Here is a 21,783-nt window from a genome sequence, read left to right on the forward strand (position 1 = left end):
TCACGTGCTCCACAAGGGAACGGTGCCCACACTGCTGTCTTTCACGCTTGTGGGCGACGGTTGCTCAAATCTGGCCACATTGGGAATGTGCTGCGCGACAACGGGAAAATACAGATCACCCGAACCCGCCTCGGTGGCTTCCTGCAGGATCACCGCCATCAATTCTGCACCTCGTATCCTCACTCCGGCGTCATCCGCGAGCTCAAGGGCATAGGACAGATCCTTGAGCGCGTATTTGGTAGAGAAAGCACGGCTGGGATAGACGCCGGGTAAGATCGCCTTCATGCCGTGATTTCTTAGGGCGAAGCTGTCGGCCGAACCCTTTGAGAATGTCTCGAGAAGGATCGCCGGGTCTATGCCGCTGCGTTTGCCTACCACGACTGCCTCGGCGAGCGCATTGACGGTTTCGAACAAGACCATGTTGTTTAGAATCTTGGCGACTTGGCCCGTACCGACAAGGCCGCAGTTAGTCACATCGCTCGCAAAGCAACGAATTAGCGGCAGAATTTTAGCGTAAACGTCAGGCGCTGCTCCTACCATTACACTTAGCGTCCCGTCCTGAGCGGCTTGCCGTGTCCGCGCAATGGGCGCATCGACCCAGACAGCGCTTTTGGATGCCATCAAATCGAAGAATTCGCGCGTCTGCGCTACTGAAGTCGTGCCAAGATCTATGATCAACTGTTCCGGCCGAAGGATATCACTCAGCCCTTCGATATCGAACACTGCTTTGACATGGCTCGCACTCGGGAGGCAGACGAAAACAACATCACACCTGGCAACTACCTCATGAACGGATCCGGAAGCAATCGCGCCTTGCCCCGCCAGTCGCGAAAGCGGTTCCGCGTTCAGGTCAAAAACCATCACTTGCAGACCGCTCTTCTTGACAAGGTTGAGGCAGATTGGCTCTCCCATTACCCCAAGGCCGATAAAACCCGCCGCCTTAAAATCCGACATTCGAATTACCTCTTTCAAACGGCCACTGCGATGAGATCCACGTGAGCGATGTTCTGCCTGACAGAACAATAATTCTGTTTAGCAACATTCTTATGGCTCGGCAAGCGCGACAGGGGGATTTAATGAAGACTAATCAGGCTTGCGCAAAGGGGATCGGCGTAATATTAAGGCATAAAAGAATTCGTGTTCTGTTAGACAGAACGATGTTGATGTTCCCAACCTGAGTGGCTGCAATGTCCTTGATTAAATTTATGGTGGCAGGTGAACGTGTCGAAGGAGCTGGGCAGCCGTTCCGCTCTGTGAACCCGGCTACTGGCGAGACAAACTATGAGGTATCGGGGGCCGGCAAAGCCGACGTCGCTAGCTGCGTGGAAATGGCCGCGACCGCGGCTACCAGCCTCCAGTGGCGGAACCTGAAACCCCATCAACGCGCGTCTCTCCTGCACAGGATAGCCGACGGAATGATGTCCCGAGCCGAAGACCTCGCAATCACGCAAAGTCGAGAGAACGGCAAAGTAATCGCAGAGTCGCGCAAGCAGGTCTCGAACGCCGCGGCAGTTTTCCGGTACTATGCTGCGGCCTGCGAAACCGTTGGGGGTGAGCTTACCCCCTCACGCGGCGATTATCTCTCTATGACAACCTACGAGCCTTACGGCGTAGTTGCTGCCGTGACCCCTTGGAATTCGCCATTGACGATGGAGGCTCAAAAGGTCGCTCCGGCTCTGGCTGCCGGCAACGCAATTATCTTGAAGCCCTCGGAGGTCACACCTACTGTAGCCATTCTACTCGCCGAGATAGCCCAAGCGGCCGGGGTGCCGGCAGGGATCGTGAACGTCTTGACCGGCACAGGTCGGGAGACGGGGCTCGAACTTATCCGCCACCCCAAGGTTCGAATGATTTCCTTCACGGGAGGCACGGCGACCGGGAAGCTGATTGCGCAAACGGCAGCTGAAAGACTGATCCCGTGCGCCCTGGAACTTGGCGGGAAATCGCCTCACATTATCTTCGCCGACGCTGATCTCGAAGCCGCCTTGGACGCGGTGCAGGATGGCATATTCGAGGGTTCCGGCCAATCCTGCGTGGCCGGGTCCAGGCTTTTCGTTCAACGTTCGATTCTGGACGAGGTAATCGCGCGCTTGCAGGACCGCGTAAAGCGGATACAGGTGGGCATGCCATTTGATCCCGACAGCCGGATGGGACCGATCGCGAGCTTCCAGCATCGCGAAACAATCGAGCGTTTCGTTGCCTCTGCACGTGATGAGGGCGGGGAAATCCTAGCCGGCGGGAAGCGACCGGACGACCGAGAGCTTGAAAAGGGTGCATTTTATTTGCCGACCCTCATCACGGGGCTGAGCGGAGGAGCTCGCGTTTGCAGAGAGGAAATATTTGGACCGGTTCTGGTCATTTTACCTTTCGACCACGAAGACGATCTGGTCGCTCAGGCAAACGATACTGATTATGGACTTGCTTGCGGTCTCTGGACGCCAGATGTAACGCGTGCCATGCGTGTGGCTCGTCAGATCGACGCAGGGACGGTATGGATCAACACCTACAAGCAGCTGAGCGTTTCGACACCGTTCGGTGGATTCAAAAGCAGTGGCCTCGGTCGAGAGAAGGGGCTTGCCGGCTTGCGGCTCTATCAACAATCGAAGAGCATTTACCTTGGCGGCGTGTCTATTTGACGCGTGCCTCCGTTCTAATCCAGGCCGCTATGCGGATGAGGCAATCAGAGAGTGCCCTTGATGCGTGACCTTCGAACCGAAACCACCAAACCCTCAGATGCTGAACCGATGGCCAAAGCGGACGGGGTCGCAGCGGTTGACCGGGCTTTCGCCATTCTCTCGGCGCTGGCAGAACGTGATGAGCCCATTCCTCTTGCTGACATCGCGCGGGCTACTGGCTTTCACAAAAGCACGATTTTGAGGCTGCTTACCTCTTTAGAGCTGGCGGGTTACGCGATCCGCCTTCCGGGCGGCCAGTATGGGCTTGGCGGATCCGCCTTGAGGTTGGGAACGGCTTACGAACGGCAGAATCCTCTTCGCCAGCATATTCCGCCAATTTTACAGTCACTGGTCGATCAAGACACCGAGAGCGCATCGTTTCATGTCCTTCACGGCGCTGACACCCGCATATGTCTGTTCCGGGTCGATTCAAACCATGCGACCTTGGATCGAATAAACGCGGGCTCCATTTTGCCGCTCGACCGAGGTGCCGCTGGTCGGGTCATTAGAAGCTATTCGCGCGCTGGCTTCGAGCCGATTCCCATTGCACTCTCAAGAGGCGAAAGGGATCCTAACTGTGCTGGCCTAGCGGCTGCCGTATTCGGCCCAGGCGGCTTTGTTGGCACTATCTCCCTTTCTGGTCCAAACGAACGGTTCACTATCGAGGCCGTGAGACGGATGGAGACGTTGCTGCTGGAGGCGGTTGCGCGTGCGACGAGCGCACTGGGAGGAGTTCCCACTCCAGTTTGATATTGCGTTGGAGTGCCGACATTCTATCGAGAGCAGAATTTGCTCGGCTGCGAGCTTTCGGAGGGTTTCGTGGAAATCCGGCAACTGAGATACCTCGTCACGGCGGTGGAGTGCGGCAGCTTAGGAAGGGCGGCTGCACAATTGGGCTTGGCGACCTCCGCCCTCAGTCAGCAGATTAGCCGCCTTGAAAGCGAACTGTCGGCACGTCTCCTAGTGCGGGGGACTTCGGGAGTAACGCCGACTGAGGCCGGCAGCGCATTTTGCAGACACGCCACGCTCGCACTAAGACATATCGACGCGGCGGCAGCATCCGCAGAAGGAGCCCGTCTGTCAGGCACTGTTTCGCTCGGCCTTGCACCCACGACCTCTTCTGTTCTGGCCGTCCCACTCATTGAGGCATTGGCACGCAACTATCCGAATATCAGGCTTCAACTGGTAGAAGGGATGTCAGGTCATTTGGCGAATATGCTCAAGGCTCGTCAAATTGATCTCGCGGTGCTGTTCAACGACGAGGCTGTAACCTTCGCCAAGAGTGAAGCGATACCGCTCCTCGATGAAAGCCTTTTCTTGATCGGACCCTCTACCCCGTTGACTGCTGACGAGGTCGGCGGCACGTCATCGGATGCCATAGCGCTGGAGGACATTGCCTCTTTACCGCTCATCCTCCCGAGTAGAACCCACGGCCTTCGAGCAAGCCTCGACCGCTCGTTCGATGCGTTGAAGGTACGTCCAAATATAGTGATGGAAATCGACTCGCTCGCAGTCATCCTGGATGCGATCACCGCCAATTTAGGATATTCCATCCAACCAGGCGCGGCGCTAACGCGCGCCCCGGCCCAAAATCTGTCGGTCAAGCTGATCTCCGATTCTGGGGTATGTCGCAGAAATCTGTTGGCCTCTCTTCCTGATCAAGAATTGTCACCAGCCGCCCTCGCGCTACGAGCTCAACTGCGCAAGGTAGTCACGGGGCTTGTCCGCAACGACCGATGGAGAGGGGCTACCCTTCACGAATCGTGAAGGCCACTTAACGGTCCTCCGATGGATTATGAACGCCGATCTCCATACAAAAGGGCGACACCTTGAGGAGCGGAAAACTTGATCGACGTCTTGATCGTTGGGGGCGGTAATGCGGCACTCTGTGCGGCTCTCATGGCAAGGGAGGCAGGAGCGTCTGTACTGATGCTCGAAGCATCGCCCAAGGAATGGCGAGGCGGCAATTCCCAGCACACGCGGAACCTGCGATGCATGCATGACGCACCGCAGGATGTTCTGATCGAAGCCTACCCCGAAGAGGAGTATTGGCAGGATCTTCTGAAAGTCACCGGTGGCGAGACGAACGAACATTTAGCTCGGCTCGTCATTAGAGCATCCTCGAACTGTCGCAACTGGATGCGCAGGCACGGCGTCCGATTTCAGCCTCCGCTGTCGGGCGCGCTGCACGTCGCTCGGACGAACGCGTTCTTCATGGGCGGTGGCAAGGCTCTCGTGAACGCATACTATCGCAGCGCAGAAACTCTCGGCGTAACCATCCGCTACGACACTCCGGTGTCCGAAGTAATCCTGGATGGCGATAGGTTCGTCGGAGTCGTTACGGAATCGGGCGAAAAGATCTACGCCAAGGCGGGCGTGTTGGCGGCGGGTGGATTTGAATCCAATCGCGAATGGCTACGTGAGGCCTGGGGCCGAAATGACAGAGGTGAATGGCCGGCGGACAACTTCATCATCCGAGGCACGAGGTTCAACCAAGGCGTCCTACTCAAATATATGATGAGTGCCGGGGCCGATACCATCGGCGATCCATCGCAGGGCCATTGTGTTGCCATCGACGCCCGAGCTCCGCTTTACGATGGCGGGATCTGTACTCGCATTGACTGCGTTTCGCTCGGCGTAGTGGTGAACCGCGAAGGCAAACGCTTTTATGACGAAGGTGAAGATTTCTGGCCGAAGCGCTACGCAATCTGGGGCCGCCTTGTAGCACAGCAACCAGGACAGATTGGATATTCGATCATCGACAAAAAAGTCATCGGTCGCTTTATGCCTCCGGTATTCCCTGGCGTTGTCGCGGACACGCTCCCGGAATTGGCGGCAAAGCTCGGCCTGCCCTCTGGAAGCTTTCTTCAGACCGTCGAGAAATACAACGCTGCATGTCGTCCCGGAACATTTAATCACACGGTCCTCGATGACTGCGACACCCAAGGCGTGACTCCTGCGAAAACGCATTGGGCCCAGCGCATCGATAGTCCACCGTTCTACGGTTACGCGCTCCGGCCTGGAATTACGTTCACTTACTTGTCGCTCAAGGTGGATGACACGGCAGCTGTCCGATTTGGGGGCCGACCAAGTCCCAACTTGTTTGTCGCTGGCGAGATGATGGCCGGAAATGTCCTTGGCAAAGGCTACACGGCCGGTGTCGGAATGAGCATTGGTACGGCGTTCGGCCGAATAGCTGGCACACGCGCTGCTGCGGCGGCTGGGCGAACGATATAAATTTCGAGGGAAATGAATGACTGCCATCGACGATCTGAGCCATCTAGCCCGCAAAGCATCCGAGGAGCTCGATGCGAACGTCATGGAGGTAGACCGCCTCCTTCACATCTGCAATGCCTGCCGGTATTGCGAGAGTTTCTGCGCGGTCTTCCCCGCCATGACACGCAGGCTGGACTTCAACGTTGCGGATGCTCACTACTTAGCCAACCTGTGCCACAACTGCTCTGCCTGTCTCTATGCCTGCCAATACGCCCCTCCGCATGACTTTGGCGTCAATCTGCCAAAAACATTGGCCCGCGTCAGACGAGATACATACATCAACTATGCGTTTCCACGCGCTTTCGGTGAATTGTACCGCAGCAACGGCCTGGCGGTTGCAATGGCGACAAGCATTGGTATCGCTTTGTTCCTCATCGCGACGATCCTGAGCCAAGGAAGTCTTTTTGTGCACGGCCTGGAAAGCGAATTCTACGCCATTTTTCCGCACAACACGCTAGCAGTCGTCTTCGGCTCGGCTTTCGGTTTTTCTGGCATCGCATTGGCCATAGGCGTAACCCGTTTCTGGCGGCGTGTTTCGGAACCGGGAACACCCGTTGCGATGGGAAGCGCGATTGGCGAGGCGGCGACGTCGGCCCTCACCCTGCGATATCTCGGTGGCGGGCACGGGGACGGCTGCAATAATGAGAACGATGCTTTCAGCCTATGGCGTCGGCGCTTTCACCACTTCACTTTCTACGGCTTCATGTTGTGCTTTGCATCCACTTCCGTCGCAACCGCTTATCACTACCTGTTTGGGCTGGAGGCACCCTATCCAATCTTTAGTCTTCCCGTAGCTCTGGGGACCGCGGGAGGCGTCGGCCTCATCATTGGTCCAGCTGGGCTCCTTTGGCTTAGTATCCAGCGAAATGACTTGCAAACAGACGAACGGCAGAAACCGATGGACCGGGGATTCATCGCCCTTTTATTTTCCATCAGCGTCACAGGGCTTGCGCTGATGTTCTTGCGTGACACATCTTGGATGCCGCTTCTGCTCGCGATCCACCTTGGATTTGTGATGGGGCTGTTTTTGACTTTGCCTTACAGCAAGTTCGCACACGGGATATTCCGTTGCGCCGCACTCTTGAAAGACGCTATCGAGAAACGGCGGCCTAATCCGGTTCAGGCCGGTAGCGATTGAGCTCGTCGCTAGTGGCGTGATTCCATCGGCTATTCGGATTTTCGTGTGGAAAGGCTCGCTCGCTAGAACACTTCCACGTTGTAACTAGAAAGTCCGAACTACTGCGTCCGGCTTGACCGTCGTCACGGTGGGTCCGAACAAAAGTCCCGGTCGGTGACGCCTGCCAAGGCGGACGACCGCATGCCCACAGAACATCTTCGTTCCATGGGCATCGGAACCCCGAGCGCCGATCGGCAAGACGGGGTGCGGGCGGCGGTAGCCAATCTTCGCCGCTTTGATTGACCGATGGACGTCTTGCCACGAGCCGAGTTCGGCGGATCGCTGCGACTTCACGGTGGTTCGGTGGTTCAGGAGCGTTGCTCGTCGGGGGTGGCGTATGAGCCTAAGCCAAAACATCTACTTCAACAGCAGCGTCTAAGAACGCTTGGCGGGCGTCATTGAGTGAACCGTAGTGTTCAACGGTCAGCCTGCAGGCCAATTTGGCAATCTCAAACTTTGGTCCCCGCTCGGCAGCCCACCTATTCGACAGATAGTACAAGGCCTCCCGGGGACCATTTATGGGCTCGGTCATACCGTGTCCTATCCGAACAAACACGGGCGTTTCCCAAATTCTTGCCTCCGGAAAATCATCCTTACGCTCGCTCATATTGTCCTCCAGCGGCGGGCTTTCGGCCAAGATTTTAGGAAAGCAAGGCAGCTAGGCAACAAAATTTGACAAGCAAAGCGTTAAATTTTTGTGCACCCACATTCGACGGCGCAATTGGAAACATAACCCTCGGTCGATAACGTCTCTCAAGACTGAAGAGGCGCACCCGCGGCAGAACACATAAAGATAATCCTCGGTTGTCAGTCGCATGGAAACAGAGCCGTCGAGGCACGGCTCTGCTCATTGTGACAGTTCTAGCTGCCACTAGCCTGCTGCTCGACGGCTTTCTTCAAACGATCTGCTCCGTTGATCAGAAACACCTGATCGGATTCGAGAAGATAGAGGCTAACTCCGAGCTTGGTCCATTCGGGAATTTCGGCCAGGTTAGGTACGAACATCCCCACGGCCTTGCCATGGCGTGCGGCGGCTTCGCATATCTTTTTCGATGCTTCAATCACTTCCGGCGCTACCGCAGACGGCGCGCCGAGAGCGACAGCAAGGTCCGCCCGGCCGATGAAAAAGCAGTCAATCTCGTCGATCGCCATCAGATCATCGAGAACGGAAAGCGCCTCGACATCTTCTATTTGCGCAACGATCGTCGTGAGGCTGTTGGACGCCGCGATATGATCGGCCATCTTCACACGCGTGTAGCCAGCAGCACGAGTAGATCCCGCAAATCCTCGCCCGCCAGCCCCGTAGAGGCACGACTTAACGAGTTCCTTTGTATTGGCGACGTCGTAAACGTGCGGGATCACGATCCCCGTTGCGCCGAGGTCGAGGGCGTTCAGGATTTCGGAGGCAGTTGGCGCTTGCACGCGCACCAGGACTGGCATGTCCTGGGCGCGAGCCGAGAGAATCGCACCGTCAAGGTCTATTCTGTCGAATGGCGCATGCTCGGCATCAAGGCATAGCACGTCGAGTACGGAGCCCGACAGAACCTCCGTTACGATCCTCGATGGCGTTTTTATCCATGTTCCCACGGTGCGTTCGCGTGCGCGGGTACGCGCTTTGAAACTACGGGTTCTTTCCATGATTCAAGCTCCAGCAAAACGAGCGCGCAGCGCATCAGGATTGATCACCGTGTCGGGGATTTCTCCGCCCAGGACATCGAGTACAGAGGTTGTCGCAGACTGGGTCATGCGCGCGATCGACTCTCTGCTGATACCTCCGATATGAGCCGAGGTGATAAGGTTCGGCACGTCCGCTAGCGCTTCTGATCCTGGCGGTTCGACTTCGAAGACATCAAGAGCCGCGCCGGCAAGGTGGCCGGAGCGAAGTGCGGCGAAGAGCGACGGCTGATGAACCAGCCCGCCACGCGATGTGTTGACTAGATAGGACCCCTTCGGCATGAGTGCGATCCGTTCGGCGTTCATCAAGTCGCGGGTGTCGGTCAGCAATGGAGCATGCAGCGAAACCAGATCGGAATTCTGAAGCAACTCCTCCAAGGAACCACAGCGCTCCGCTCCCTCGACGCTTTCGACCATCGCGTCGAAATAGATGACGCGAACACCGAACCCGAGGAGACGGCGGATGACGGCCTTACCGATGATGCCCGCGCCGATCAGGCCAATGGTCTTGCGGTAGAGCTCGGTCGGCGTCGCCTCCCCCACGCGGTCCCAGCGGCCCGCTTTTACGGCTTGGTCCTGCGTAACAACCCGGCGCAAGAGACCGAGGATCATCGCGAGTGTTTGGTCGGCCACCGTCTCGGCATTCATTCCAGGCGTAATCGAAATGCCAACGCCGAACTCCTTCGCCGCTTCGTGGTCGATCGAGTCGGTCCCGACGCCAACGCGCGCGATCACCTTCAGGTTTCTGTCGCCAGCAAGAACGTCGCGGGTGAAGGGATCGGTGGATACGATGGCCGCGTCACAGTCCTCGAGTAGCGCCGCGAGCTCTTCCGGCGTCCGGTTGCCGGTCTTGGGCCGCAACACCAGTTCGTGGCCGGCGGCGACCAATCGCGCACCTGTGTCCTTGTCGGCCGGGCTATAGCCAGGCCAGCTTACGAAAATCTTTGCCATGTCCGATCCTCACACCTTGCGATAGGAAATGTCGGCACCCGTGCGTTCGGCAGCCGAGCGGACGATTGCGTCGACGATTTCCGCGCAGTAGTAGCCATCGCGGAATGTTGCGCCGATGGGCGCGATTTCCCCCAGTCCACCGATCGCTGCGAGCATGTGCATTGCCTCGTGGCTGAAGGTGTCGACCCAACCCAGGGGATGTCCCGGTGGCAACCAGTTCTTCTGGTAGGGATCGCCGTCGCGCAGCACATTGATCCTGCGCCATGCCTTGTCTGTCCCAGCAAACTCCAGCTCGTTCAGGTTCTGCATCGAAAAGCGGATCGAGCCACGCGATCCGTCGACCTCGATGCGGCTAGTCACCATGTTGCCACCGGCTACACGCGAGGCTTCAAGCACACCAAGCGCGCCGTTCTGGTAGGTCAGGATAGCGGCAAACAAATCGTCGGTCTCGATGCGCTGTTCGTCGCCGGCCTTGCCAACCGCGATCCCCGTCACGGCCGTGGCGCGCACGGGATCGGAAGACAAGAGGAAGCGCGAGATGTCGATATGGTGCGAGCCAAGATCGCCTAGCGCCCCTGAACCGGCGAGGGTCTTGTCGTCGCGCCATCCCTTCACCCGGTTCTCGGAGAGAGAGGAGGAAACAAGAAAATTCGAGCGGAAATGATAGATGTCGCCGAGTTCACCACCCTGTATCATCTGGCGAGCGAGCTGCAACGCCGGAAAGAAACGGTAGTTGAAGGCACACATGTGCTTCACGCCCGCTTCATGGGCCACTTTCCACATTTCAAAGGACTGAGCCGCGTCTGGAGCAAGTGGCTTCTCGCAATAGACGTGCTTGCCAGCACGTGCAGCAGCAATGATCGGCTCAACGTGGATGGAATTCGGTCCGACATTGTCGACGAGTTGAATATCCGGGTCGTCGATAATCTCACGCCAGTCGGAGACGGCGCGTTCCCAACCGTAGCGCTGTCGTGCTTCCTCCAGTTTGGTCGTGTCGCGGCCATAGATCGCTTTGAGGCGTGGACGCGGCACGTCCAACGGCGCGATCACTGGCACGTCTCGATAGCCGATTGAATGGGTCTTGCCCATGAACGCGTGGCCGATCATCCCAACGCCAATCGTCTTTTCTTCAGTCATGAATTCCTCCAATGCATAGCTATGCAACATCTAACTCCGATCGGGGGTCAGTTCAACCCCGGCCGGGCTCTAAAAAATCGCAAAAACGCGATTATGCGGTCTCTGTCAGCGGCTGGACACCTGCCATCACCATTTCGACGAGATCGTAAGCTTTGAGACCGTCTTCCAACGTGCAGAGCGGCGCTGCTCCTGTCGCGAGGATGTCCCCCAAATGGTCGATCTCCGCTTGGTAAGCGGGACGGTAACGATCCCAGAAATGCTCGAACCGCCTAGAAATCCGCGTATCATTGAGGCCATCGAATACAATCGGACTGAGGCGCGGATCTTCACAGATGATCCGGCCCTCACCTCCGAAGACTTCGAGACGCTGCTCGAAAGCATGTGCCGCGCGTCTCGTCGCCGAGATATGGGCCACGGTGCCTTCGTTCCAGGAAAGCATGATGTTTGCGGTGTCGAATTCGCCGATTTCAGCCAGCGTCGGATCGACATTGCGATCGAGCCGCGTGCTAACGTGGTCGGGAAGTCGGCCCATAAGCCAGTTCAGCTCATCCAGATCATGGACGACCATATCAGCGACAATGCCGCCTTGATGGGCAACCTCAGAGCGACCGGCAAGGCGCGGATCACGGCTGAACTGGAGGATGTGTTCAGGCCGACCGACGGCTCCTTCCCGCACACGGGCATGCACTTCCTGCCGATACGAATCAAACCGCCGGTGAAAGCCGAGCACGACAGGTATGGCCGCATCACGCACCGCTGCAATCGCCTCGACGATAGGTTCGCGCGTAAAAGCAACTGGCTTCTCGCACAACGTCGGAATGCGCAAACGGCAGGCTTCGAGCACGTAGGGAACATGCGTTTCGGTTGGCGATGCGATGACAAGCGCATCCGGCTTGCAGGCATCAACAGCCGCATCGAGTGTTGTAAATCCAGGAACCGACCACTTGTCTGCGAAGCTCGCACCGCCGAAAGGGTCGACGCAACCGGCAAGCTCCAAGCGCGGACTGCGCGTTACCGATATGGCGTGGACATCGGCAATCCGCCCCGTGCCGATGATCACGACCTTGTATTTTGCCATGACATCCTCCCTGCTTGTATAGACTCAGTTGCAGACGCTTTCGAGCGCGGCCATACGCGGCGGGGGAGTGCCCGCCGCCGCGTGGGCTGTGCATCTCGATAGTCGCGTCGTTTGTTTGCAGCTATCGGTCCGAGACCGCTCAGTCGAACGCGTCCGTCTTCTCGATCTTCACCCAGCGGTCCTCTTCCGCGGCCTGGAACGCGCCTGCGATAACGCGGTTGATGTGAAGAGCCTGCGCGAAGTTCGGGGCAGCGTTGGTGTTGGCGTTGATGACCGCCTCAATTGCGCGGCGTGCCGTGATAACGAAGGCCTCACCGTAGCCAAGCCCTTGGCCCTGCGCATACCAGAACGGATCCGCCTCTGGATGGATACCGCCGAGCATGATCCGGCGGAAGCCGCCGACGCGTTGAGGATCGTCAGCGCTGAAGAAATGCAGTTCGTTGCTGCGTTCCCAGCTAAAGGAGAGTGAGCCTTTTGTGCCGATAACAGAGAAGCTGAGATCGCATTTATGGCCTGTGGCGGCCCAGGAAGCGTGCACCGATCCGAGTGCACCATTTGAAAACTGCACCAGAGATGTAGTCAGATCGTCGACCGTTACGTCCTTCGAGTTCGGACCGTTCACCGGACGCTTTTCGTAGAAGCGTTTTGTTTTCGCGGCGATAGAGTCGACCGGGCCCATCAGGGCGCAGGCAATATCCATGATATGGGAGCCGATATCGCCGAACGCACCGCCGCCGGAGACCGACTTATCAAAACGCCACGAGAAAGGGAGCTCGGGATCGGCCGCATATTCCTGGAAGTAGCGGCCCTCGAAATGCAGCACCTCGCCAAGTTCACCTTCCCGGATCAATTGTCGCGCAAGCTCGACGCCAGGCCACGTCCGATACGAGAAGTTGACCAGGTTCACCTTGCCCGACGCCTGGGCTGCTTTGGTCATCCGCTCTGCTTCCGCGACAGTGCTCGACAGCGGCTTTTCGCAGAAAACGTGCTTTCCATGTTCGAAGGCGTCGATCGCAATATCGGCATGGCTGTTGTTGGGCGTGATGATGATGACGACGTCGATGTCGTCCGCACGGGTGACCTCCTTCCAGTCGCTGGTGTGGCTCTTCCATCCCCACCGTTCGGCCCCGTCCTTCGCGGCTTGCGGCACGATATCCGCCATCCGAACCATCTCGATCTGGGGCAGCTTGGGCCAGAGGTACGCACCAATGTTACGTAGCGCGAGACTATGCAGCTTGGCCATGTAGCCGGAGCCAACGATACCAAAACGGATTTTTTCCATGAGTTCCTCCTTGGATGCTTGATTAACGAATGCTTCTTCCGCCATCGACTGGGATGGACATTCCGGTCATGAACGACGCATCGTCGCTTGCTAGAAATGCAATGACACTCGCAACCTCGTCCGGCCGACCGATACGCCCGATCGGATGCTTTGCCAGAACGGCGGCCTCAGCGGCGTCGACGTCATCCGCAGCGCCCAGCCAATCGGTTACCATGCGGGTCCGGATTGCCGCGGGGCAGACGGCGTTCACCCGGATGTTGTCGCGGGCGAGATCCAACGCGAGAGACGAGGTCATCGAGGTTACCCCGCTCTTGGACGCACTGTAGGCCACCATGTTCTCGGTGCCCCGTATCCCAGTGATCGACCCTACATTGACGATGGATCCGCCGCCTGCGTTACGAATTGCAGGAACTGCCGCACGGCATCCGAGGAATATGCTTGTGAGGTTTGTGTCGATAAGGCGATGCCACTGCTCTAGAGTGGTCTCTTCGACTGAGCCGCTCTCCCGGACGCCGGCGTTATTGATGAGTATGTCCAGGCGTCCCGCGGTTGCAACGACCTCGGAGACGGCGCGCTCCCAGTGCTCTTCATTGGTGACGTCCAGGGCGATCGAGGGAACTCCCTCGATCTCCAGTACGCCACGACGATGCGCGGCGAACACCGTTCCGCCTTCCGCGCGAATGCGCTTGATCGTCTCCAGGCCGATGCCAGTCGATGCGCCAGTGACCAATGCGACTTTATTTGCGAATCTTTGCATAGCTTATGTCTCGCCTTCTCCCCTGGTGAACAGGCAGGCAACAGCCAATTCACCGTCGATATTTGGCGTATAGAGGATATTTTTGTCTTTGCATAGCTTTGCAAAATTGTTTAAGTGAAAAAATCCAAAGTCCGCGGGAATTATCCGCCGCAAATGGGAGGTACTCATGTCCAACACGATCAGACTAACCGCAGCACAAGCCACCATCATGTATTTACAGAAGCAATTCTCTGTTTTCGACGGGGAAAGAGAGCGGCTTATCGGTGGCATTTTCGGCATTTTCGGTCACGGCAACGTGGCATCGATCAGCCAAGCAATCGACGAGTACGGCAATGAATTGCCCTACTATCAGCCCAAGAACGAGCAAGCGATGGTCCACGCTGCTATAGGTTATGCAAAAATGCGTAACCGTCGCGCGACCCTTGCCTGCACCGCTTCGATTGGACCGGGCTCGACAAATATGATCACCGGCGCTGCGACCGCGACCGTAAATCGTGTGCCTGTATTGTTGTTTGCTTCGGACACGTTCGCCCATCGCCGCACAGGCAACGTGCTCCAGCAGCTTGAGCACCCGATCGACGGCGATCTGACCGTCAACGACTGCTTCAGGCCCGTAAGCCGCTTCTTTGACCGGATTTCCCGCCCGGAGCAGATACTGACCGCGCTGCCTGAGGCGATGCGCGTCCTGACCGACCCGGCAGACACTGGCGCTGTTACGATTTCCTTCCCTCAGGACGTTGAAGGTGAGGCCTACGATTATCCTGTCGAATTCTTCCGCGAGCGGAACTGGGTCATCCGACGCCGGGAACCCTCGCAGGATGACATCAACGAAGCTGTCGCCGCGCTGTCACGCGCACGCTCGCCTCTTATCATCGCAGGCGGAGGCGTACGTTACTCTGCCGCCGAAAAAGCGCTGCGTGACTTCGCCAACGAATTCGGCATTCCAGTCGCGGAAACCCATGCCGGCAAAGGCGTCAGCCTGGACACTCCGCTCTGCCTGGGCGGAATGGGCGTTGCCGGGAACGGGGCGTCCGGTCGAATCGCCGAACGCGCAGACGTCGTCGTTGCGATCGGCACGCGTTTGCAGGATTTCCAAACCGGATCGCGCTCAGCCTTCCACGACCCAAATGTCGTTTTCATTTCGATCAACACCAACAGCTACGACGCCCACAAGCTCCGTGGTGTTCCGGTCGTTGGAGATGCGCGTTTGTCGATCGAGCGGGTCGGTGCGGGCCTCCGCGAGGCGCGTTATGCGACACAGGCCGCCTATCGACAGGAAGTCGAGACGCAGAAGTCCAATTGGCGTGCCGCTTACCGCCAAGATATTGAAGTTGCGCCGGGAGGCGAGTTGAACCAGGGGACCATTGTCCGGGTCGTCAACGAGGCGACCAACTCAGGCGACGTGGTGATCGCCGCTGCCGGAACCCCTCCTGGCGAAATCTTGAAAGCCTGGGATAACGCCAATGGATCAAAGGCGTTTCTCGAGTTCGGTTTCTCCGCGATGGGACACGAAATTCCGGCTGCGATCGGTGCCCGCCTCGGTGCCCGCCAGAATGAGGAGATCATCGTGATCATCGGAGATGGCACCTACCTCATGGGACCGACTGAGATCGTCACAGCTGTCCAGGAGAACACCAAGATCACGGTGGTTGTCATCGAGAACTACGGCTATCAGTGCATCCGTGACCTCCAGGAATACTCAAGCGGTATCGACAACTTGGGCAACGAATTCCGGTCCCGCGATAACGATGCGCTACGTCCCAATGGCAACTACATGGAGATCGACTACGCAGCGAACGCAAGGTCGATGGGAGCAACCGTCTTCTCGGCCGCCGACGAAGAGCAACTGAAAGAGGCGCTTGCGAAGGCAAGGGCCACGTCCGGCCCTACAGTGATTACCGTCAAGGCAGAAACGCGCGGGCGCTCGATCAACTCCGGCGTATGGTGGGACGTAGGCGCATCGCAGGTGACAAACACCAAGTCTGCAGCGGATGCTGCCTCCAAGATCCGTGCCGGCGTCAAACATCAGCGCTACCTCGGTTAACGGAGAGCGCAATGAGCTTCGATCCAAAGCTACTGCTCGCCGCGCAGACCGAGTTGGGAGAGTGCCCCGTCTGGGATGCAGACCGCAACACTCTCTTCTTCATGGACATCACAGGCAAGACGCTACACGGTTTCGACTGGTCGACAGGCGAAGACCGGGTACTAGAACTGCCAGCGCTCGGAGGGGCGCTGGCACTGATGCGGGACGGACGCCTGATAGCGGGCCTTCAAAGCGGAATCCACATAATCGATCCTTCCGCCCGGTCGATTGATTTTGTGACCGATCCCGAGCCACACAAGCCTGAGCACCGTCTCAACGAGGGAAAGTGTGATCCGCAGGGACGTTTTTGGGTTGGTTCAATCTCCACCCTTGGACGCTTTCCCACCGGGTGTTTGTACAGGTTGGAACACGATGGATCCGTGACCGAAGTCCTGAGTGAAATCTCCGTGCCCAACACTCTGGCCTGGTTGCCAAACGGAAAGCAGATGGTTTTCGCTGACAGTGTGACAAAGAAGGTTTGGCGCTTTCGCTACGATCCCGAAACAGGATTCCTCAGCGACCGCGAAACCTTTATCGACGTCAGCCATTTCAAAGGAATGCCCGACGGCGTGGCAATCGATGCTGAAGGAGGCCTCTGGATTGCCGAATTTGGCGGCGGTGCTGTGCATCACTACTCGGCAGAAGGAACTCTGGTCAGCACCGTGGAGTTGCCTGCGACCCAGGTCACGTCCTGCGTATTTGCCGGGCCTGATCTGCAGCACCTGGTCATCATCACGACCAAGCGTCTTCTGGACGAGGCAGGGCGGAAAGAGCAGCCGCACGCAGGAGACCTATTCGTTATCGAGCCCGGCGTGAGAGGCCTCCAACCTCACCTCTTCGGCTAGAAAGAAAGCCCGGATGCGTTAGCGTCCGGGCTTTTTTTAATCAGCGCGTGCCCGCTTTGACACCTTGCTCAGCTTCATCAATGTTGGAAATGTCGACGATCGCCGGTCCGGTGTATATATCAGCGGCGAGTGTGAAGCCCTGAGTTTTGTGCATCCACATATGCTGGACCGCAAGGAAGCCTTGAAGGTATTGCTGGCTGTCAATCGTCGCCATGATACGGCTCGAGCGGATTCCGTCGATCTGAAGCTGTGCGACATCGAATGTCAGGTGCTTCCACGACCGCCCCTTGGAGACAAGTGCCTCGGCATCGAGGACGGCCTGCGCGCCTGGCGGGCCAAGCGTCAAGACGGCGTCAACGTTCGGATTGTTCTCCATGTACTTTGCAACGGCTTCGGCACACTCTTCAGGCTGACCGCCTGGAACACGCAGCCGCTCAGCAGGCACGCCCGCTTTGTCGAAAGCACTTTTGAAACCATGCCAGCGATCGCTGTGGCAAATGTGCTCGTACAGATAGTGATCGACACACATCGCCGCTCTGGGCTTCACATGTTCAAGCAGGTAGCGCCCTGCGAGTTCACCGGCGTTGAAATCGTCACCTCCAATGTAGAAGAGATAGGGAATGCGCTCGCCTTCCGGCCGACTGTCCTTTGCGTTCACGCAGATAACGGGGATGCCGTCAGCAATTGTTGCTTTCAGCGCCCCTTCGACCGCGGCGACATCCGGCACGGTAGAAATTATGCCGTCGGGACGAGCGTGACGAGCGCCGTCGATCAAACCCGCTTGGATCTCAGGAGAGAACTTGCCCGGCCGCAGATGTTCGACGTCGACGTCGAAACGAGCCGCAGCATCAAGAAGTCCGCGACGAAAAACTTCCCAGAAGACATCGCCCAGGATGTCGTGGGTGACGGCATAGATTTTTAGCTTCTTACTCATTGTGCATCTCGATCTCAGACAAGAATGGCTTCACCTTGTTGCTTTGGACGAAAGTGGGCGGCAAATCTGCCGCCCACCGTCTATTAGAAGCCTACAGACTTGAGATAGGCCAGACTCTTGCGTGCGTCACCAAGCGGATCGAACGAAATCGTCGGATCGATATCCTGTTCAATGTTCGCGGCACCATCGTAACCATGTGCCTTAAATGCGCCAGCAAGCCGCTTCCAGTCTACGACCCCTGCCCCCATCGGGCAAAAAATCTTCTGTTCGATGGCTGCCAGGAACGGGATCTTCTCGGCCAGCACACGTTCGTGGACGTTGCGGTCAATGTCCTTGAAGTGGAAGTACTGAACACGTTTCGCATGGCGTTCGTAGAATGCAACCGGGTCGATCCCCGCATACGCCATGTGGCCTGTGTCGATGCAAATGCCCACCCGTTCCGGGTCCAATTTTTCGAGCACGCCCTCGATTTCATCTTCGAACTCGATGTAGCATCCTGCATGCTGATGGATCACGGGCTTCACACCAGAGGCCAAAGCGATATCGGCAATGCGATCAATGATGCTGATCATGTGCTGATACTGGCTAGCGCTAAGCTTTTGAGCCAGGTCGCGTCTACCGGCTGTCGCCATTCTCGCTTCGGAAATGTGATCGATAGTTACAAGATATTTTCCGCCCACGGCCGCGAGCAATTCGACGGTCTTCTTGGCGTTCTCAAGTACCACCTCGGTCTTTGCCGGATCATGCAGTATCTGGAATACGAAGCCCGCTTCGACCTTCAGCGAACGACGTTTGAATTCGTTGGAAAGTTCCTCTGGGTCCGTCGGATAGAAACCGTACGGACCGAGTTCGGTAGAGGAGTAACCTGCCTGCGAAATCTCGTCCATCACCTTCTGCCACGGCGGGTTATTGGGGTCCCCAGCATAATCTACACCCCAAGACACAGGTGCGTTCGCCAATCTCACTTGCATATAAATACCTCCGTTATCCGGCGCAGCTCCGCCGGCCCGCATCACCAATATCGATTTTTGCATAGCAATGCAATATTTTTGAATGGCTATGCGATCGCCGCTAGGATTCTCTTCAACCTGTGTTATTTTCGCTTGAACGCTGTGGAATTCGTCTGTTGTTTACAGATGCAAATGGGAAGCCGATTTGAAAAAGACCCTGACCGAGTTAGAAACCAATGCCGCACGGAAGAAGTATGCATCTTCGATAGACGTCGCCCGGCTGGCAGGCGTCTCTCAGTCAGCCGTTTCCCGCACCTATACCGAAGGAGCTAGCGTCTCGGCAAAAACCCGAGAAAAGGTAATGAGGGCTGCCGACGAACTCGGCTATGGTCCCAGCATGATCCCGCGCATCATGCTTACTCACAAGTCTTCGCTGATCGCGATCGTGAGCGGGGGTCTGTACAACCCCTTCTATGCCAACGTCGTTGAAAAATTGTCCCAGACCATTCAACGGTCTGGTTCAAGCGTAATGCTTTTTTCGGTGAACCACGGCGAGTACATCGATGAGATCATCCCGGATATCCTCGGCTACCGTGTCGATGGCATCATCTCGGCTCTGTCAATTGTCTCGAAAGAGGCCGCCGAACGTTGCGCCAAAATGCACACCCCTGTCGTACTCTTCAATAACAAGCTTTCCAACCAATGGGTCGCATCGATCTGCAGCGACAACGTCGAAGGTGGCCGGCAGGTCGCAGCATTGTTTTTAAAGCGCGGCGCACAACGCTTCGCCTACATCGGTGGGAAACGCGGCAATCTTGCAAGTGAAGATCGCTTTGCAGGCTATCTGGGTGTGCTTATGCAAAACGGAATAAGTGACGTTGCCGTAGCTCATGGCGATTTCCGGCACGATGATGCGTTTGAAGCTGCGAAGAAACTCCTTTCGGCTCGCAAGAGACCGGACGCCATTTTCTGTGCGAATGATCTGATGGCGATGGGGGCTATGGAAGCAGTCAAGGCAGCTGGATTAACTGTGCCTGGCGACGTACTTATTGCGGGATTTGACGACATCCCCTCGGCAGCGTGGCCAAGCTTTGATTTGACGACGGTTCGACAAGACGGCGACGCCATGATCGACAGGGCAATGGATCAACTTGCCCGAATGGTTGAAGGTGAACACCTTGCAGGCAATTCACTTCATCTTATTCATGCGCCTCTTGTAGAGAGAGGGTCTACTGCACGGGGGCTCTAGGGTCTCGCAGCGTCGGGAGTGTCACACCGACTGTCTAACGCGTGTTCCGAGCTCGGTTGGTTACAAATCCGGGAGAACGGCGGCTGCTCCAGAGTTTCAGACGGCCCTCGATTGAGTTGCAGACAAAAGCGGTGTTTTATCGACGTCGAGTATCTCGCAATAGACGCCCATGTATTTGTCAGCAACGACATCCCACAAATAAGGCCGAACTTCAGCGATTAGGTTTTCGCGGATCGTAGCGCAGTCCTCCATCAAGGAACCGAATGCACTCTCGACATCGTCAGCAGCGCGTTCCGCCTCATTGAAATTCGTTAGCCGCAAGCTCATATGCCGCTCGGCTAGCGCGGAGTAAGCGGCATTGGCGTTCAACACCGGAAGCAATCCTGCGCTCATGGCTTCAAGTGCTACGATTCCAAAGCCCTCGTAGTCCGAAGCAGAGGCGAATATCGACGAGTTGCCAATGAGGTCTCCGATAGCGTCGTTGTGGGCAGCCACGTGAATGGAAACCGCGTCCTCAAGTCCAAGACGTTCAATATGTTGGACCAGGTCTCGTCGCGTCAGATCGGATTCGACACCTATTACATCGATATGCCAATCCGTATGACGGCTGCGCAAAACAGCAACCGTTTCAAGGAGGTTGTCCAGACGCTTGTTCGTTGAGAACCGGCCAATCGTTACGATCCGACGTCTCGGCGTTGACGAGGCACAGTTTGCGAACTTGCCAATGTCCGCACCGTTGTCGATTAAAATCGTGCGCTCTGGCGCTATTTCTGAAAATCTTCTTACGTCGGGAACACTGCAGCCAATAACCTTGCGATAGCCCAACGCCGAAACACGGGTAAGCGACTGAAACCAAAGTTTTTTGATGAAAGAGTATCTATTGGTATGAAAAAATCCGCCGTGGGTGGTCACCACCATGGGTTTTCGATGGAATAGGCGACCCCACGAGAGTGCGTCATAGAAGAAATCGATTGCATGGACATGAACCACATCGGCATCGTCAAGATGCCTGAAGACTTGCGGGGCGATCGGGTACCGAGAGCTGCCAATCCAAGGAATTCTTACAACCTCAATATCGTCGATGTATTCGTGTGCTGGCAGCGTCTTCCCCTGTTCGGTGAACAAAGAATCGAGCGTGATAACGCGCACTCGAAAGCCACGTTCAATTGTCTTTCGGGCTAAGTTCGAAACAACGTCTTCCAGGCCACCGAGGTTTGGTAGGAACTGACGGATCACGTGAACGATCAACGGCCGCGCTGTGGTGGAAAAGCGAGATCGCCGACGGAAGATGAGCGTTCAACGCTCTTTGCGGCAGTGGACAACGGTTCTACCTCATGGCCCCAAGCTGTGGAAGAGGCTGCGGCCAACCTCTCTGCGGTATATGGGTCGAGTTTCAACTTAGCACCCTCCCTTACAAACGGTTCGAGGCTAAATTTCAAATAGCCTGCGAACCTTAACCGACAGATAAATTTTTGGTTAAAAATCTCGCCTTGCGACCCTTGCGCGTCGCGACCGTTCTTCTTCACGCCTACCACAACCCGCATGCATAGCGGTGGCTTGCCCAAGCGTGTAAACCGTTTCAGACTTGCGTCGTGGTGCACCGTCGGAAGCTGTGTTCAAGATTTGGTTTAAGTGTCGTAACCAGTGCCGTACAGATAACTTCCACATCTTCTTGCTCCGAAAGAAAATACCCTGACGCCAGAGTGACGTCAGGG

Annotated in this window: 19 protein-coding genes; 8 read left to right on the forward strand and 11 right to left on the reverse strand. The window is 56.8% G+C overall.

Annotated features, from left to right (window positions below):
- Positions 1–954 carry an NAD(P)-dependent oxidoreductase gene (locus MKS82_RS17550; protein WP_240579081.1) on the reverse strand — a complete coding sequence of 318 codons (954 nt, stop codon included), beginning with the start codon at positions 952–954 and terminating at the stop codon, positions 1–3.
- Positions 955–1,187: 233 nt separating this feature from the next.
- Between MKS82_RS17550 and MKS82_RS17555 the strand changes: the two genes are divergently transcribed.
- The 5 genes from MKS82_RS17555 (at position 1,188) to tcuB (ending at position 7,089) form a co-directional block, all read left to right on the forward strand.
- Entirely contained in the window at positions 1,188–2,636 is a 1,449-nt protein-coding gene (locus tag MKS82_RS17555; protein ID WP_240579082.1) for an aldehyde dehydrogenase, read from the forward strand.
- Positions 2,637–2,696: 60 nt separating this feature from the next.
- On the forward strand, positions 2,697–3,425 hold the full coding sequence (locus MKS82_RS17560; RefSeq protein ID WP_240579083.1) for an IclR family transcriptional regulator: 729 nt from the start codon (positions 2,697–2,699) through the stop codon (positions 3,423–3,425).
- A 69-nt stretch (positions 3,426–3,494) separates the two neighbouring features.
- The gene (locus tag MKS82_RS17565) at positions 3,495–4,442 is read left to right on the forward strand and encodes a LysR family transcriptional regulator (RefSeq protein ID WP_240579084.1); all 948 of its coding nucleotides are present in this window, start codon (positions 3,495–3,497) and stop codon (positions 4,440–4,442) included.
- A 78-nt stretch (positions 4,443–4,520) separates the two neighbouring features.
- Positions 4,521–5,912, forward strand: a complete 1,392-nt coding sequence (gene tcuA, locus MKS82_RS17570) for an FAD-dependent tricarballylate dehydrogenase TcuA (protein ID WP_240579085.1) — start codon at positions 4,521–4,523, stop codon at positions 5,910–5,912.
- A gap of 16 nt (positions 5,913–5,928) precedes the next feature.
- Positions 5,929–7,089, forward strand: coding sequence for a tricarballylate utilization 4Fe-4S protein TcuB (gene tcuB, locus MKS82_RS17575; protein WP_276313394.1), 1,161 nt, complete (start codon positions 5,929–5,931; stop codon positions 7,087–7,089).
- A 382-nt stretch (positions 7,090–7,471) separates the two neighbouring features.
- Here the strand turns inward: tcuB and MKS82_RS17580 are convergent, their stop codons facing one another.
- The 7 genes from MKS82_RS17580 to MKS82_RS17610 form a co-directional block, all read right to left on the reverse strand.
- Complete coding sequence (locus MKS82_RS17580; protein WP_240579086.1) at positions 7,472–7,735, reverse strand: DUF982 domain-containing protein; 264 nt, start codon at positions 7,733–7,735, stop codon at positions 7,472–7,474.
- 254 nt (positions 7,736–7,989) lie between these two features.
- Complete coding sequence (locus MKS82_RS17585; RefSeq protein WP_240579087.1) at positions 7,990–8,766, reverse strand: aldolase/citrate lyase family protein; 777 nt, start codon at positions 8,764–8,766, stop codon at positions 7,990–7,992.
- A gap of 3 nt (positions 8,767–8,769) precedes the next feature.
- Complete coding sequence (locus MKS82_RS17590; protein WP_240579088.1) at positions 8,770–9,753, reverse strand: phosphoglycerate dehydrogenase; 984 nt, start codon at positions 9,751–9,753, stop codon at positions 8,770–8,772.
- 9 nt (positions 9,754–9,762) lie between these two features.
- The gene (locus MKS82_RS17595; RefSeq protein ID WP_240579089.1) at positions 9,763–10,890 is read right to left on the reverse strand and encodes a Gfo/Idh/MocA family protein; all 1,128 of its coding nucleotides are present in this window, start codon (positions 10,888–10,890) and stop codon (positions 9,763–9,765) included.
- Positions 10,891–10,981: 91 nt separating this feature from the next.
- Complete coding sequence (locus MKS82_RS17600; RefSeq protein WP_240579090.1) at positions 10,982–11,968, reverse strand: Gfo/Idh/MocA family protein; 987 nt, start codon at positions 11,966–11,968, stop codon at positions 10,982–10,984.
- A gap of 139 nt (positions 11,969–12,107) precedes the next feature.
- Complete coding sequence (locus tag MKS82_RS17605; RefSeq protein ID WP_240579091.1) at positions 12,108–13,250, reverse strand: Gfo/Idh/MocA family protein; 1,143 nt, start codon at positions 13,248–13,250, stop codon at positions 12,108–12,110.
- A 22-nt stretch (positions 13,251–13,272) separates the two neighbouring features.
- Positions 13,273–14,007, reverse strand: a complete 735-nt coding sequence (locus MKS82_RS17610) for an SDR family NAD(P)-dependent oxidoreductase (protein ID WP_240579092.1) — start codon at positions 14,005–14,007, stop codon at positions 13,273–13,275.
- 166 nt (positions 14,008–14,173) lie between these two features.
- Between MKS82_RS17610 and iolD the strand changes: the two genes are divergently transcribed.
- Both iolD and MKS82_RS17620 read left to right on the forward strand, forming a co-directional pair.
- Entirely contained in the window at positions 14,174–16,051 is a 1,878-nt protein-coding gene (iolD, locus tag MKS82_RS17615; protein WP_240579093.1) for a 3D-(3,5/4)-trihydroxycyclohexane-1,2-dione acylhydrolase (decyclizing), read from the forward strand.
- An 11-nt stretch (positions 16,052–16,062) separates the two neighbouring features.
- Complete coding sequence (locus MKS82_RS17620; protein WP_216332475.1) at positions 16,063–16,935, forward strand: SMP-30/gluconolactonase/LRE family protein; 873 nt, start codon at positions 16,063–16,065, stop codon at positions 16,933–16,935.
- A gap of 40 nt (positions 16,936–16,975) precedes the next feature.
- Here the strand turns inward: MKS82_RS17620 and MKS82_RS17625 are convergent, their stop codons facing one another.
- Together MKS82_RS17625 and MKS82_RS17630 are read right to left on the reverse strand one after the other, a co-directional pair.
- Positions 16,976–17,869, reverse strand: a complete 894-nt coding sequence (locus MKS82_RS17625) for a sugar ABC transporter substrate-binding protein (protein ID WP_216332477.1) — start codon at positions 17,867–17,869, stop codon at positions 16,976–16,978.
- An 83-nt stretch (positions 17,870–17,952) separates the two neighbouring features.
- Entirely contained in the window at positions 17,953–18,756 is an 804-nt protein-coding gene (locus MKS82_RS17630) for a TIM barrel protein (protein ID WP_240579094.1), read from the reverse strand.
- Between the two features lie 268 nt (positions 18,757–19,024).
- Between MKS82_RS17630 and MKS82_RS17635 the strand changes: the two genes are divergently transcribed.
- Positions 19,025–20,068 (forward strand): LacI family DNA-binding transcriptional regulator, encoded by a 1,044-nt coding sequence (locus tag MKS82_RS17635; RefSeq protein ID WP_240579095.1) that lies wholly within the window; start codon positions 19,025–19,027, stop codon positions 20,066–20,068.
- A gap of 96 nt (positions 20,069–20,164) precedes the next feature.
- On the opposite strand, the gene MKS82_RS17640 is transcribed toward MKS82_RS17635, so the two are convergent.
- A complete protein-coding gene (locus MKS82_RS17640; protein ID WP_240579096.1) occupies positions 20,165–21,304 on the reverse strand; it encodes a glycosyltransferase family 4 protein in 1,140 nt (379 codons plus the stop codon).
- Between the last annotated feature and the right edge of the window lie 479 nt (positions 21,305–21,783).

Origin of the sequence: Ochrobactrum sp. A-1, from assembly GCF_022488005.1 — a bacterium.
Taxonomy (GTDB): domain Bacteria; phylum Pseudomonadota; class Alphaproteobacteria; order Rhizobiales; family Rhizobiaceae; genus Brucella.

What these genes read in the sequence shown, in the direction of transcription:
- MKS82_RS17580 (WP_240579086.1), bottom strand. Translation starts at nt 7,735, where the DNA reads ATGAGCGAGCGTAAGGATGATTTTCCGGAGGCAAGAATTTGGGAAACG.
- MKS82_RS17630 (WP_240579094.1), bottom strand. Translation starts at nt 18,756, where the DNA reads ATGGACGAGATTTCGCAGGCAGGTTACTCCTCTACCGAACTCGGTCCG.
- MKS82_RS17560 (WP_240579083.1), top strand. Translation starts at nt 2,697, where the DNA reads ATGCGTGACCTTCGAACCGAAACCACCAAACCCTCAGATGCTGAACCG.
- tcuB (WP_276313394.1), top strand. Translation starts at nt 5,929, where the DNA reads ATGACTGCCATCGACGATCTGAGCCATCTAGCCCGCAAAGCATCCGAG.
- MKS82_RS17550 (WP_240579081.1), bottom strand. Translation starts at nt 954, where the DNA reads ATGTCGGATTTTAAGGCGGCGGGTTTTATCGGCCTTGGGGTAATGGGA.
- MKS82_RS17605 (WP_240579091.1), bottom strand. Translation starts at nt 13,250, where the DNA reads ATGGAAAAAATCCGTTTTGGTATCGTTGGCTCCGGCTACATGGCCAAG.
- MKS82_RS17610 (WP_240579092.1), bottom strand. Translation starts at nt 14,007, where the DNA reads ATGCAAAGATTCGCAAATAAAGTCGCATTGGTCACTGGCGCATCGACT.
- MKS82_RS17555 (WP_240579082.1), top strand. Translation starts at nt 1,188, where the DNA reads ATGTCCTTGATTAAATTTATGGTGGCAGGTGAACGTGTCGAAGGAGCT.
- MKS82_RS17625 (WP_216332477.1), bottom strand. Translation starts at nt 17,869, where the DNA reads ATGAGTAAGAAGCTAAAAATCTATGCCGTCACCCACGACATCCTGGGC.
- MKS82_RS17585 (WP_240579087.1), bottom strand. Translation starts at nt 8,766, where the DNA reads ATGGAAAGAACCCGTAGTTTCAAAGCGCGTACCCGCGCACGCGAACGC.
- iolD (WP_240579093.1), top strand. Translation starts at nt 14,174, where the DNA reads ATGTCCAACACGATCAGACTAACCGCAGCACAAGCCACCATCATGTAT.
- MKS82_RS17595 (WP_240579089.1), bottom strand. Translation starts at nt 10,890, where the DNA reads ATGACTGAAGAAAAGACGATTGGCGTTGGGATGATCGGCCACGCGTTC.
- MKS82_RS17590 (WP_240579088.1), bottom strand. Translation starts at nt 9,753, where the DNA reads ATGGCAAAGATTTTCGTAAGCTGGCCTGGCTATAGCCCGGCCGACAAG.
- MKS82_RS17620 (WP_216332475.1), top strand. Translation starts at nt 16,063, where the DNA reads ATGAGCTTCGATCCAAAGCTACTGCTCGCCGCGCAGACCGAGTTGGGA.
- MKS82_RS17600 (WP_240579090.1), bottom strand. Translation starts at nt 11,968, where the DNA reads ATGGCAAAATACAAGGTCGTGATCATCGGCACGGGGCGGATTGCCGAT.